Source organism: Sulfurospirillum sp. 1307 (assembly GCF_054408545.1).
In genome coordinates this window covers 1,130,286-1,143,335 of the sequence record NZ_CP176011.1, presented here as the reverse complement: position 1 = coordinate 1,143,335, position 13,050 = coordinate 1,130,286, and the positions used below count along the sequence as shown (strand labels likewise).

15 protein-coding genes are annotated in these 13,050 nt (G+C 28.1%); 9 read left to right on the top strand and 6 right to left on the bottom strand.

The window, feature by feature from the left end:
• Positions 1-24: 24 nt before the first annotated feature.
• From ACKGJI_RS05845 to ACKGJI_RS05830, 4 genes are all read right to left on the bottom strand, one after another.
• Entirely contained in the window at positions 25-990 is a 966-nt protein-coding gene (locus ACKGJI_RS05845) for a tripartite tricarboxylate transporter substrate binding protein (protein ID WP_458701648.1), read from the bottom strand.
• 118 nt (positions 991-1,108) lie between these two features.
• Positions 1,109-1,624, bottom strand: coding sequence for a sensor histidine kinase (locus ACKGJI_RS05840; protein ID WP_458701646.1), 516 nt, complete (start codon positions 1,622-1,624; stop codon positions 1,109-1,111).
• A gap of 3 nt (positions 1,625-1,627) precedes the next feature.
• The gene (locus ACKGJI_RS05835; RefSeq protein ID WP_458701645.1) at positions 1,628-2,935 is read right to left on the bottom strand and encodes a cache domain-containing protein; all 1,308 of its coding nucleotides are present in this window, start codon (positions 2,933-2,935) and stop codon (positions 1,628-1,630) included.
• A complete protein-coding gene (locus ACKGJI_RS05830) occupies positions 2,928-3,602 on the bottom strand; it encodes a response regulator transcription factor (protein ID WP_458701644.1) in 675 nt (224 codons plus the stop codon). Before ACKGJI_RS05830 ends, ACKGJI_RS05835 begins: the two co-directional genes overlap by 8 nt.
• Before the next feature lie 137 nt (positions 3,603-3,739).
• On the opposite strand from ACKGJI_RS05830, the gene ACKGJI_RS05825 reads away from it, so the two are divergent.
• The 8 genes from ACKGJI_RS05825 to ACKGJI_RS05790 all read left to right on the top strand — a co-directional run bounded on the left by ACKGJI_RS05825 (position 3,740) and on the right by ACKGJI_RS05790 (position 11,063).
• Positions 3,740-4,678: a Bug family tripartite tricarboxylate transporter substrate binding protein gene (locus ACKGJI_RS05825; RefSeq protein ID WP_458701643.1), complete on the top strand. Its 939-nt coding sequence runs from the start codon at positions 3,740-3,742 to the stop codon at positions 4,676-4,678.
• Positions 4,679-4,683: 5 nt separating this feature from the next.
• Positions 4,684-5,136 (top strand): tripartite tricarboxylate transporter TctB family protein, encoded by a 453-nt coding sequence (locus ACKGJI_RS05820; protein WP_458701642.1) that lies wholly within the window; start codon positions 4,684-4,686, stop codon positions 5,134-5,136.
• Between the two features lie 9 nt (positions 5,137-5,145).
• Complete coding sequence (locus tag ACKGJI_RS05815; protein WP_458701641.1) at positions 5,146-6,639, top strand: tripartite tricarboxylate transporter permease; 1,494 nt, start codon at positions 5,146-5,148, stop codon at positions 6,637-6,639.
• Positions 6,633-8,168 (top strand): hypothetical protein, encoded by a 1,536-nt coding sequence (locus tag ACKGJI_RS05810; RefSeq protein WP_458701640.1) that lies wholly within the window; start codon positions 6,633-6,635, stop codon positions 8,166-8,168. The genes ACKGJI_RS05815 and ACKGJI_RS05810 overlap by 7 nt, the downstream gene beginning before the upstream one ends.
• Complete coding sequence (locus ACKGJI_RS05805; RefSeq protein WP_458701639.1) at positions 8,168-9,964, top strand: Na/Pi cotransporter family protein; 1,797 nt, start codon at positions 8,168-8,170, stop codon at positions 9,962-9,964. The genes ACKGJI_RS05810 and ACKGJI_RS05805 overlap by 1 nt, the downstream gene beginning before the upstream one ends.
• Positions 9,965-10,033: 69 nt before the next feature.
• The gene (locus ACKGJI_RS05800; RefSeq protein ID WP_458701638.1) at positions 10,034-10,294 is read left to right on the top strand and encodes a ribosome-recycling factor; all 261 of its coding nucleotides are present in this window, start codon (positions 10,034-10,036) and stop codon (positions 10,292-10,294) included.
• Positions 10,287-10,550 (top strand): hypothetical protein, encoded by a 264-nt coding sequence (locus ACKGJI_RS05795; RefSeq protein WP_458701637.1) that lies wholly within the window; start codon positions 10,287-10,289, stop codon positions 10,548-10,550. The genes ACKGJI_RS05800 and ACKGJI_RS05795 overlap by 8 nt, the downstream gene beginning before the upstream one ends.
• A 9-nt stretch (positions 10,551-10,559) precedes the next feature.
• Positions 10,560-11,063 (top strand): SixA phosphatase family protein, encoded by a 504-nt coding sequence (locus tag ACKGJI_RS05790; RefSeq protein WP_458701636.1) that lies wholly within the window; start codon positions 10,560-10,562, stop codon positions 11,061-11,063.
• Here ACKGJI_RS05790 and ACKGJI_RS05785 read toward each other — a convergent pair.
• Both ACKGJI_RS05785 and ACKGJI_RS05780 read right to left on the bottom strand, forming a co-directional pair.
• Positions 11,060-12,118, bottom strand: a complete 1,059-nt coding sequence (locus tag ACKGJI_RS05785) for a tyrosine-type recombinase/integrase (protein WP_458701634.1) — start codon at positions 12,116-12,118, stop codon at positions 11,060-11,062. The two genes, ACKGJI_RS05790 and ACKGJI_RS05785, sit on opposite strands and share 4 nt — an antisense overlap.
• Before the next feature lie 15 nt (positions 12,119-12,133).
• Positions 12,134-12,595, bottom strand: a complete 462-nt coding sequence (locus ACKGJI_RS05780; protein ID WP_458701633.1) for a hypothetical protein — start codon at positions 12,593-12,595, stop codon at positions 12,134-12,136.
• Between the two features lie 126 nt (positions 12,596-12,721).
• Between ACKGJI_RS05780 and ACKGJI_RS05775 the strand changes: the two genes are divergently transcribed.
• Complete coding sequence (locus ACKGJI_RS05775; protein WP_458701632.1) at positions 12,722-13,048, top strand: hypothetical protein; 327 nt, start codon at positions 12,722-12,724, stop codon at positions 13,046-13,048.
• Positions 13,049-13,050: the final 2 nt, after the last annotated feature.

Sequence of the window (13,050 nt, the reverse complement as noted above, 5' to 3'; positions counted from 1 at the left end):
TTTAATTTTTTAAGAATTTATATCTTATAAAAATCCTAAGTTTTTCATCAAAGAACCAATAGTTTTTTCTTGGTCCTCTAAGAATTTTCTAAACTCATCAGTTGGCTGATACAAATTAGTCCACCCATTTCTTGCTCTAACTACTTCCCATTCAGGAGTATCGTACATTTTCTTTAACACACTATTAAATGCTGCAATTTTTTCTTTTGACAAATTTGGTGCACCAAAAAAACCTCTCCAGTTTGCAAAAAATGCATCTGTACCCATACTTTTAAAAGACGGAATTCCTTCTATTGGATTTTTTGAAGTAACACCAATAATTCTTACTTGTCCTTTTTTATGTTTTTCTAAAACTTCACCAAATCCAGTTGATAATACATCAACTTCTCCTGTTAAAAGACCAGCTAGCGCTTTTCCACCAGCATCATAAGGAACATATCTAACTGCTTTTGGATCGCCACCAGCTGCTTGGAAAATTTGAGCTGCAACTAAATGGTCCATACTACCTCTACTACTACCACCTGCAATTTTTACTTTTCTAGGATTTGCTTTAAATGCTTTTAATACATCATCCCAATTTTTATATTTTGAATCTGGTTTAACAACTAAAACTTGATAATCAGCTATCACTGAAGCTATTAAAGATAAATCGCGAAATGATTGAGGGAATACTCCTTGAAGTGAACGAATAACAATCGGAGTTGAATTAACCATCATTGTGTTTTGCTGTTTTGAAGCTGTTTCGATTAAATAAGCGATAGCTTTACCGCCACCACCTCCAGACATATTTTCAAAAGAAGTCTGTCCAACTAAGCCAGATTTTTTTAAAGCTTCTCCAACACCTCTAGCTGTTCCATCCCAGCCACCACCAGCTCCACCAGGAATTAAAAAGTGGATTGATTCTACCTCACTAGCAACAGAAGTTGTTGCCATACCAGCTGCTAGACATCCAGCTAACGCAATGTTTCTACATAATTTTAAGATTTTCATCTTTACTCCTTTGAAATTTAAATCTAGGAAAAGAATAATTAAAAAAAATGTAAAAAAAATGTAAATCAAAAATTATGTAACTTTTATGGATTTTTTAAAGTATTTTATGAGTTTTTTGTTACTTTATGTAACTATCAAAAAGAATTTCTTGTCTAAATAAACCTGATTTTAAATTTTTTGCTGAAAGTTTTCCTCCTAATTTATTTTCTATTATGATTTTGCACATATAAAGACCAATACCTGTTCCATGATTATATTTTGTTGTAAAATAAGGTTCAAAAATTTTTTCAATATTTTCCTCTTTAACTCCTCCACAATTATCTTCTATAAATAAATATAATTTTTTATTCTTTATTTTTGTATATATCATTACGCATGAATTGTTTATTTTTCTTTTTATAGCAACATCCCTTATATTTGCTAGCATATTTAACACCACTTGAGAAAATTCACTACTACTACACCCATTTACATGTAAAGACTTTTCTACATGTAGATCTATCTTTATATTATAAAAAGATAACGATCCACCCATTAGCTTAATAGCTTTTTTAATAGAATCATAAAGACAAAAACTTTTCTCTTTTGAATTTGGATTGTAAAATTCTTTAAAATCATCTATAGTTTTTGACATATATTAAAGTACATCATTTGCTTGATTAATTCTTTTTGATAAATATTTTTCATCCAATTCATTAAACTTATAAGCTGATTCTATATCTAAAAAAAAGCTAGAAAGTCTGCTTAGAGGCTGTCTCCATTGATGAGCGATATTTGCAATCATCTCTCCCATAGAAGCCATTTTTGTTTTTTGAATTAATAGTTGCTGTGAATTAATGATTTTGTTGTTGTAATCATTAAAAAGTTTTTCAATTTTTTGAGCAATAAAATAAGAGATTAAAAAGAAAACAACAAGAACTATTGTAATGTTAATAAGTAAAGAACTAATCTTTTTAATTAAATTTTCATGTGAAATTTTTTCTTCATTCTCAAGTATATTTTTTATATTAGAAAGATATACTCCAGCACTTATAAATGTTTTTTGATCAAACAAAAATGCTGAATATACTAGTTTATTGTTATACTCGTAAAAAATATTTCCTTTATATTCACTTTTTTCAAGAATATCTTCAATAGCTCTTAAATCATTTTTTGTTGTTTTTATATTTTGTTCTAATATTAGTTTTGAATAGTTTTTAGAGCTACTTAAACTCATAATTTCATATATAAAAATAAAATTGTTTTTATTAAATTTTTCATTATAAATTTTATCAACCATTTTTTGGTTCAATGGGTATTTGGTATTTAAAAATTCTTCTGAACCTATAACTACACCTAGATTTTCAATTTTTTTAGAAAATGTTATTTTTTTAGAAATTCTAAGATTTTTTGGTACAAACCAAAGAAAATCAACAAAACCAGATTTATTTATAATTTCTTTTACAAATTGTTTACCATCAATATCTTTTAAATCTATGTAATTTTGATGTAATTTTAAATTTTTCGCTGTACTAAATAAAAGTTCACCATCATTTTTAAACATAAAAAACGCAACACCACTTTGTTTATAAGCAACCTCCAATAGATATGTGATTTTCTTAATCATATCTTTTTTACCAGTATTTTGATTTAAAACACTATATTCTAAATTATTAACAAATATATTTGTCTGATTTTTCAATCTTTTCTTTATCTCTTGGTATCTAGATATTTCATCATATTTGATATCATTTATGAGGTTATTTACAGCAGATTTGATAGCAGATTTTTCTCTTTCAATCAATGTATCTTTAAAGGTTTTTATGTGAGTTTTAAATTCTTTTATTTCAAAACTTATTAGGATATAGGCAACTAACAAAGAGACAACAAGAACTACAATACTTGAGCCTAACAAAACAAACCTTTTTGTTCTTTTTTCTTCTTGTTTATAATCAATGTTATTCATGAAAAAGTTTTAACTTATAACCCATATTTGATATATTTGAAATAATATTATATGGAATTTTTTTTCTAATCAATCCAACTATTGTTCTGAGTGACCTTAAACTCATTTCTTCAGGTGACCAAACCTCATCTTCAATCATTTCATATGTTACTATATTGTCTTTATTTTTTACAAGTAATGATAAAAATAGAAGCTCTTTTTTACTCATTTGTATAATTTCATTTTTATAATAGAACAATGAAGTTCTATTATCGTAATAAAACTCATCCCCCAACATTACTATTTTATCAATCTTTGATATGGCCTTTTGTAAGGCTGGAAATAAGTTTCTATTGGTAAGAGGTTTTACAATATACCTTACAATATTTAGCTCAATAGCTTCCATAAGATATTCTTCGTTATTAAAAGCAGTCGTAATCATGATTTTTGTTTTTTCATCTTTTTGTCTTATTTTTTTAATCAAATCAATACCACTTAACTCTGGCATTTTTATATCTGCTATTATAATATCTGGCTTATATTGAGTATATTTTTCAAAAGCTTCTAATCCATCTTTTGCTTCATAAGCCTCTTTAAAAATCCTTTTTAGCATACTAAAAGTTACTTCTCTTACACCCTCGTCATCTTCAGCATACAAAATAGTATAGTCTTTAAAGTCATTGTACATGTAAACCTCTTGCGTGAGTAATTTTGTAAATTTTAATCAAAAAACCCATGATTAATTATATCATATATTAAAATTTGATTTTTTTTTGATTTTTTTGTTTTACAGTAAATTAAGTTTAATTTTTAAAGGAGACAAAAATGAGAAAAATTATTTCTTCACTTTTAGTTTGTGCTGCTGTTGCAACAACTTCATTTGCTGCTTATCCTAGTAAAACAATTAAGTTAGTTGTACCATCAAAAGCTGGTGGCTCTACTGATACTACTGCTAGATTGTTTATTGATACTGCTAAAAAGTATTGGAAAGATGCTGATTTTATTGTTGTAAATAAACCAGGTGCTGGAGGGCTTATTGGCTTTTCTTATGAGCAAAGACAAAAACCTGATGGCTATACATTTGGATTAATGTTTACACCTCAATTCGTTGCTCATATAGTTTCAGGTAAAGCAAAATATACAATTGATTCATTTAAAGTAATTGGCAACATTGCTGAGGATCCTGGCATCGTAGTTGTTAATTCTTCAAGTAGTGTCAAAAACTTAGATGATTTAGTTAAGTTAGCAAAATCTAAAAAAATAACAGCTGCTGTTAATGGAATTGGAAGTGATGACTTTTTAGCAGCTAAGCAATTTGAAGAAAAAACTGGAGTTAGCTTTAACCTATTACCAACAAAAGGTTCAACTGAACAAAAAACTGCAATTTTAGGAAATCATGTTGAAGTTGCTTTTATGAATCTTTCTCAAATGCTAGCAAACCATAAAGCAGGTAAAGTGAGAATTATAGCACTTCTTTCTAAAAAAAGAGCAGAGGTAGCTCCTGATATTCCTACTTCAATAGAGCAAAACTACAATGTTTTAATGACTGCAACTAGAGGTATGATAATCAGCGCAAAAGTAAAACCTGAAATTGCTAGTAAAATTGAAGATTTATACACAAAAGTTGTAAATGATAGTGAATTTAAAGAAAGAGCTAAAAAAAGCTTTATTTTTCTAAATCCTCTAAACTCAAAAGAGTATGAATCTTACCTAAGAGGTCTTCAGACTGATACACAAAAAGTTTTTTACAAAACTCCTTGGTAATATTCATGAATAAAAAATATATAGAAATTATTTTAAGTATATTTTTTATAGTATTATCAGCACTGCTTTTTAGTAGTGCTGATACTGTAAGTAATGCTGTTAGCAAAGCTTCAACAGATAGCTCTTCACTTTATGTGCAAGCACTTGCTATTGCACTTGGTATTGCAGGGGTTGTAGAGTTAGCTATGAGTATTATCTCAAATCCTTCGTTTATAGAGTTCACAAAAAGGCCAGATAAATTTTTTACTCTTATACTCCTTCTAATAGCATATGTTTGGATTATGGAGTATATTGGCTTTATACTTGGCACGCTTATATTTATTCCAGCAACTATGAGGGCTATGGGATATAATAAATTCATTAAATCAATCATCATATCTATAGCAATCACAGCTGGAGTATATCTGCTTTTTCAAGTAGGCTTTGAGATACTACTTCCTGAGATAACAATTTTTTAAAGGGATAAAATGATTTTATTAGATGCTTTACAAGCTGTTATGTCATTTGATGTTATCATTGCAGTTTTTATAGGAACAGTTTCAGGAATTGTAATTGGTGGTATGCCAGGACTTACTGCTACGATGGCAGTTGCACTTTTAATCCCAATTACATTTTCATTTACTCCACTAATTGGTTTGGCTTTGATGGGAGGAGTATATGCAGGTGCGATGTATGGTGGTTCCATACCTGCCATTTTGCTTTCAACACCAGGAACACCCGCAGCAGCAGCAACTGCATTAGAAGGTTACCCTTTAAGTAAACAAGGCAGAGGTGGACTTGCATTAAAAGTTTCGGTTGTAGCTAGCTTTGTTGGAGGAACATTTTCTGTGATTGTTCTTTTAGCAATTTCTCCTATATTAGCTGAATTTGCACTAAAATTTGGTCCAGCTGAATATTTTTTACTTGCTATTATGGGATTAACAGGAGTTATTTCAGTAGCATCTGGCGGACTTACGAAAGGAATTATTTCTGGTTTAATAGGACTTATTATTGCTCTAATTGGAACAAATCCAATGACAGGAATGAATAGATATGATTTTGGAATAGTTGAACTTTACGAAGGTGTTTCATTTATGCCAGCACTTATTGGTATGTTTTCCATTACTCAAATGCTTGCACTTACAAGTGAAAAAAATACATCGAATGAAGATATTGATTTAAAAACTATAAAGCGAGATAAAATGCCAAAAGGAATGTGGCCTTTTATCACAATTGGAACAGCCGCAGGAACTGTAGTAGGGATTATACCAGGGGAGGGTGCTACAATTGCTGCTTTTATATCATATAATTTCGCAAAACAAAAATCAAAATTAAAAAAACTATTTGGCAAAGGAAATCCAGAAGGGATTGCAGCAGCTGAAGCTGGAAATAATGCTTGTGTTGGTGGCTCTTTAGTTCCACTTTTAACTCTTGGCGTACCAGGAAATACTGTATCAGCAGCTCTTATGGGAGGTTTGATGATTCAAGGATTGATTCCTGGACCTGAACTTTTTACTAAACATGGTGTTATTACTTATGGATTTATCTTATCACTTTTTATTGCTAATATTGTTTTTTTATTAGTAGGTTTATTTTTCGCTCCATATTTTGCAAAAATTTCTCAAATTTCTACATCTATACTGATTGCTTCAATTAGTGTATTTGCAATTGTAGGTTCATATGCTATTAATAACTCTATGTTTGATGTATGGCTTATGCTTATTTTTGCATTTTCTGGTTTTTTCCTTGACAAACTTGGTTTTTCTCTTAGTGCTATAATTTTAGGTATGATTTTAGGCCCTATCGCAGAAAATGGTTTTACACAAGCTCTTACAATTTCATCTGGTGATGGTTATGTATTTTTTGAATCAATAACAGCTAAAATTTTGTGGACAATCATAATTATACTACTAGTTCAACCTCTTATTAGCCACTATAAGTATAAAAAACAAGAAAAAAATGAAAAAACAGAAGTTTGTTAGATATGGTAAATGATACAGAGTTTATCAAAATAACTAGCCCAAATCAATTTGAAATTAGGGCTGGTTATCTATCTAATCAAAAGAATGAAAAACAAATTGATTATGATATAAACATATATATGTTTATTCCTAAAAATCTAGGAATAAACGATTATACATATACAAAAGAAGATTTTTATGGTGATTATATAAGTTATATACGATTAATTACACCAAGATATAAACTGGGATTAATTTATAAAAAGATGGAAGATATTATATCTTCTATTAAAAAAAACATAGGCAATGATAAAGAAATTTTAGCCTTATTACATGAACTAAAAATGTTAGTTTGTTCTTATATAACTTATTTAAGAAAATTTGTAAATGATATAAAAACTACTGATAAAATAAATATAAATAAAATTATAGTTTTGTTAGAGAGAATTAAAAGATTTGATAAGCTAAAAAATGAAATCCTCAATCTAGAAGATTTATCGAATAATGAAGAATTAATATTTGTATCACAATCAGCGCCAGAATATTTAAGCTTAACTACACAACATTATTTGTTTAAATTAAATATTTATTTAAATACTTATGGAAAAGATTATATTGATTGTGTAAATAAAATAGTTCATCAAATAAACCAAGAACTAAAATTTTGTAAAAAAAATGGTTTTCCAATTATATCAAATGATGAATATCAAAATGAAAAAGTTATTTATAGATATTCTGTATTTAAAAAATACTTTTATAGTGTTCTTTATCTACATCAAAAAAGAAAGGAAGACGGAAAAAATATAAAAGAGTTTTACTATGCAATTGCGGCTGGAATTTCTATGGTTTTTACAACAGCCATTGTTTTTTTCACACAACAAAAATATGGAAATTTTACACTTACATTTTTTGCAGCACTTGTTATAAGTTATATGTTTAAAGATAGAATAAAAGAGGCATACAGAAAATACTTCGATAAAAAAATGCAATTAAAGATTTATGATTATAAAGAAAAAATTTATGATAATCAAAAAAAATCCATATTTTCTTTTATAAAAGAAAAAGTAAGATTTATCAATAAAGTAAATTTAAATGATGATGTAGTAAAGACCAGACTAAGTGGAACACAAAATAGACTTTCAACTTGGTTTTTGGGAGAGGAAATTTTAAAATACGAAAAACATATCACTCTTTATAATAGAAATATTCAAGATTATTATAACAATACAATAAATGGAATTCATAATATAATGAGATTTGATATATCAAAATTCTTAAAAAAAATGGATTCACCAAAAATTCCATTATATAGAACAACCCATAATAAAATATACGGACATAAGGTATATCATGTTAATGTAGTAGTAGAATTTATATCTAAAAATGAAAAAAAACTTCATAAAGCAAGAATAGTGCTTACTAAAAAAGGTATCAAAAGAATTGAATTACCTCAATTTGGAATAAAGTTTTTTCATAAAAACATTATTAAAAAAGATATAAATTGGCTTGGCTTAAAAAAGTCAGGATTAGTTAAAAGGATAGAAAAATAATGCTAAAGAAAATGTTTTTACCAGTTATATTTGTTTTACTTTCATATGGCTTTTGGATAAGCATTGAATTTAAAACAATTTCTGCTGGTGTTGCTATATTTTTATTTGGAATGGTTTCATTAGAAGAAGGATTTAGAGCTTTTTCTGGTGGAATTTTAGAAAACATTTTAAAAAAAACAACTGATAAACTATATAAAAGTATTGGCTTTGGGATAATTACTACTACACTCATGCAATCAAGCTCTCTTGTTTCAGTACTTACTATATCTTTTTTAGGCGCAGGTCTTATAGGGCTTACTCAAGGTATAGGCATAATATTTGGAGCAAACATAGGTACAACAACAGGAGCCTGGCTTATGGCTGGATTTGGACTCAAAGTTAAAATTTCAGCTTATGCAATGCCAATGCTTGTATTTGGTGTTTTATTACTTTTTCAAAAAGCAAAAACACTCAAAGGAATAGGATATATCTTAGTAGGTCTTGGATTCTTGTTTTTAGGAATCCACTATATGAAAGAGGGATTTGAGACTTTTAAAGATAGTGTTAATTTTAGCGCATTTTCAGTTAGTGGATTAAAAGGAATCTTAATATACAGTGGTATTGGTATAATTGCAACTGTTATAATGCAATCAAGTCATGCTACGATAGTTTTGATCATTGCTGCTCTTTCAGTTGGTCAAATAACTTACGAAAATGCTTTGGCATTGACTATTGGAGCAAATATTGGAACTACAATCACAGCTATTATTGGCTCAATTAGTTCAAATGTTGATGGAAAAAGACTAGCAGGTGCCCATTTTATATTTAATTTAACAACAGGTTTTATTGCGATCTTTATACTTCCTTATATGATGGAAGTTGTAAATATTATTAGTGATTATATTGGTATATCAAATAATAACTTTACTTTAAAATTAGCTGTTTTTGATACACTTTTTAAGGTAATGGGTGTTGTTATTTTCATCCCATTTATAAGTAATCTTGTTAAAATTTTAGAAACCATCTTTAAAGAGAAAAAATATCCTACTAAAATAGATGCTGGAGTTGTTGGAGTTAAATATCTAAATGATTCAGTGCTTGAACTTCCTGAAACTGCTTTAATTGCTATAACAAAAGAGACAAATCATTTGTATGAAATAGCTTTTAAAATTATAGCAAATAGTTTACTGTTAAAAAGAAAAAATATCTTATCTTCAATGCCAGTTGAAGAAGTTTTAAATGATGAGCATGATTTAAAAGATATCAATGTTAGCAGTGAATATGAATCAAAAATCAAAGAAATTTCAGGAGAAATTTTACTTTATTGTACAAAAGCTCAAACAAATATGACTCATGAAGATATTGAAAAAATTTATAGAATAAAACTAGCGATTAAACACATTGTCTCAGCCATAAAAGCAGCGAAACATTTAGAAAAAAATATAAAGTTTTATACAAAATCCAAAAATGAATATATAAAAGAGCAGTACAATAATATCAGAAAAGATTTAGTAAAAATTCTACGCTTGATTGATACTATAGATGTCATTCACGACCATGAAAAAATTGCAACACTTATCTCTAAAGCAAAATTACACTTGAAAAAGTATGACATAATTGCAAACGGTATGGTTGATGATTTAATTAGACAAGAACTCATATCAAATAAAATGGCTGTATCACTGATGAATGATAGTCAATATGCCTACGAAATCTCAAAAAATCTTATAGCAATGGCAGAAGAATTATTTTTAAATCGAACTGACAATGATGAGCATTTGATCATAAATGATGAAGATTTAGAACATATTATTTAGCTGCTTTAAGCAAAATTTTCTATTTAATTAACTAAAATTTAGTTAGAAATCCAAAAAAGGATGGCTGCAATGAAAATAAAAGAGTTTTTTAAGAAGACAAAAAAAGTTCTACATGTAAAACCTCCAAAGAGTGAGGAAAGTAAAAAAGAGCGTCTAAAAGAACTCTTGAAAAAACTACAAGAAAACAAAGCAGCGATAAAAAATAGACTTAAAAATGAAACTTTAAGCCAAGAAATAAAAAAAGAACTTGAAGATGAGCTAGAAGTCTATAATATACAAATAAAAAAAGGTGAGAAAATTTTAGCTAAGAAAGAGGCAGAAATTGATTGAGCTTAACTTAGATTATGAAAAAATAGATGAAAAAATAAATAAAGAAAAATTTTTAGAAGAAGAGGGTAGCGAACTTTTTGATAATCAATCTAAAAACCAGATGTTAGTTATGATTGAAATCATTATAAATGAACTTGGCATAAGTGATGAGTATTCGATCAAGAAATTAGAGTGCATGTTAAGATATGAACTTCCATTCTTTGCAACAAATAGACGCCTAGTTAAAAACTGGGTAGTAAATAACTTTATGTATTAAGATGGCATTATGAAAAAACTTTATCTAATACGCCATGCAAAGTCTAGTTGGAAAGAGATTGGAATGAGCGACTTTGAGAGACCTTTAAACAAAAGAGGGAAGAAAGATCTGCCATATATGGCTAACAGACTCAAAGATTTTAATATTATGCCTGATTTAATTTTGTCATCTCCTGCAAAAAGAGCCAAAAAAACAGCACAAAAAATTGCCGAGATAATTGGTTATGATGAGAAAAAAATAGTATATAAAGAAACTCTTTATGATAGTTCTTATACAACTTATAGATATCTTCTAGACTCATTAGATGATAATTTAAATGAAGTTTTTATAGTAGGTCATAATCCAACCATAACCGAAGTTGGAGAGAAACTAAGTGGAGCAATATTGACTAATATTCCAACATGTTCTATTGTCTGTATAGAATTTGATGTAGATATCTTTCAAGAGATAAAAGAAGAAAGTGGGAAGATATTGTTTTTTGATTATCCTAAAAAACACGATATTGGTGATTAATCTTCGATTGCGCTTGTTGCTTTTTTCAATCTCTCTTTATCAAAATGCGTATATATCCTAGAAGTATCCAAACTAGCATGTCCAAGAGCCTCTTGGACTAAAACTAAATCTCTATTTTTTTGATAAAGTCTAGTAGCAAAGGTATGCCTTAACATATGAGCTCCATTTTTATCTTTTCTAATTCCTGCATGAGATAAAATCTTATCCATAATGTAGCTAACATATGGCTGAGTAAGAGGTTTTTTAGTTCTAGAATAAAAGAGTAAGGAGATAGAATGGTCTCTTTTACTCATCCATTCATCAAAGTCTTTTTGTATGAATTTTTCTTTTATCATTGCAACTCTTGGTTTATTTCCTTTCCCTCGAATCATAAAAATAAAATATCCATCTTCTTTTGTTATATCTTTTACATGTAAACCTAAAGCTTCACTTACTCTCATACCACTATACAGTATGATTTTAATAAGAAGTCTATTTTTATATTTTGCATACTCTTTAAAAGGTGTTTCATCTATTGCTTTTAAAAATCTTTTTAACTCTTCATCTTGCATATAAGAAGGGAGTTTATTTTGCATACCACTTTTTAATCCGCCCCAGTTTTTAAGCTCGATTCTAAATATATAAGCGTTGCCATTTGATTCTTCATTTTGTTTATCTAAAAATCCAAAAAAAGCAACCATTGTCATACGATAGTTTTTTTTAGTAGCATCGCTTAGCGAACCAGTTTGAGAAGCTAAAAACTCACTTATAATTTCTTCATCTATCTCTTTTAAACTTTTAAAATCAAAATTTATTATGTAGTTATAAAAATTGTAAAGTGGATTTATATAGGTATTTATCCCAATCAAACCTATATTTCTAGCATTTTTACATAGGTCTTTTAACTCATCTATACTATTTGAGCCTTTATTTAGCTTAGCAATTATGGTTGAGAGTTTTTTATTGTCACTTACTTGTCTATTTGAAAGCGAAGTTAGTTTGTACTTTACAAATCTATCTAACCAAAAAAGTAAACTACTTTTGAAATCTTTTTTATAATCTAATTTATACCTCATAAATATAGTATAACATTATTTTGTTTTAAAAATAAAAACTGCACCTTTCCTACCGTTAATAACCTCTGCTCTCCAAATCATCCCACCAACTACGCATGTAGGTAGTATCCCTTTTGCTTCATAAGTTTTATCTGCAATTTTTTTAAGTTTAAACTGGTGATAACCCATGTTCATATTGGTTGCAAATATGTTCATATCAAATTCATCAACATCAACTGAACTTGTTACTTTAAAGGTTAACTCTTTCATCAAAGGTATATCTTTTGGAGTTATATCAAAAGTAATTTTACCAAAATTTGGTACTTCTACACTACAACTAGTTTTGTGTAAATCACAATCTTTATTCATTTCATAAAACTTAATATCTCCAGCAATAAACTTGTAAATATCAGCACTATCTATCAAAAAATATCCAGCAATTCCAGCTACTACTAAGAACTCTAAAAATAGTATTGTTAAAAATTTTTTATTTTTCAATGTAAATACTCCTTTTGGATTGGTTATTTTATAAAATTTGTATTAATTTTGCGTTAAATTGATTATAATCAATGAATAATATTTTGTATAAGACTAAAATTGTCCTAAAAATATAGGAGAAAGAGTATGGAAAAGATTGAAGTAACAGGCTCAACTGTTGATTTTTACAAAAAAGAAGAAGAGGGGAGTGTAATATATACGTTTGATACATCAGCAACTCAACCACCAGAGCCAATGGTAAATGCAATGTGTGGATTACAACTTTTAAATAATAAAACAGATAAACTAGAAATGATAAATCACAAACCACCTATGGGATTGTTTCCAAAAATAGAGGCTGATTATGATTATGAAGTTGTAGATATTGAAGATAATAAGGTAAAAGTTATTTTTACAAAAAAGCCTGATGCAAAAGGTACAACAGATTTTACTCAAAATAGCTGCAATGGATAAAA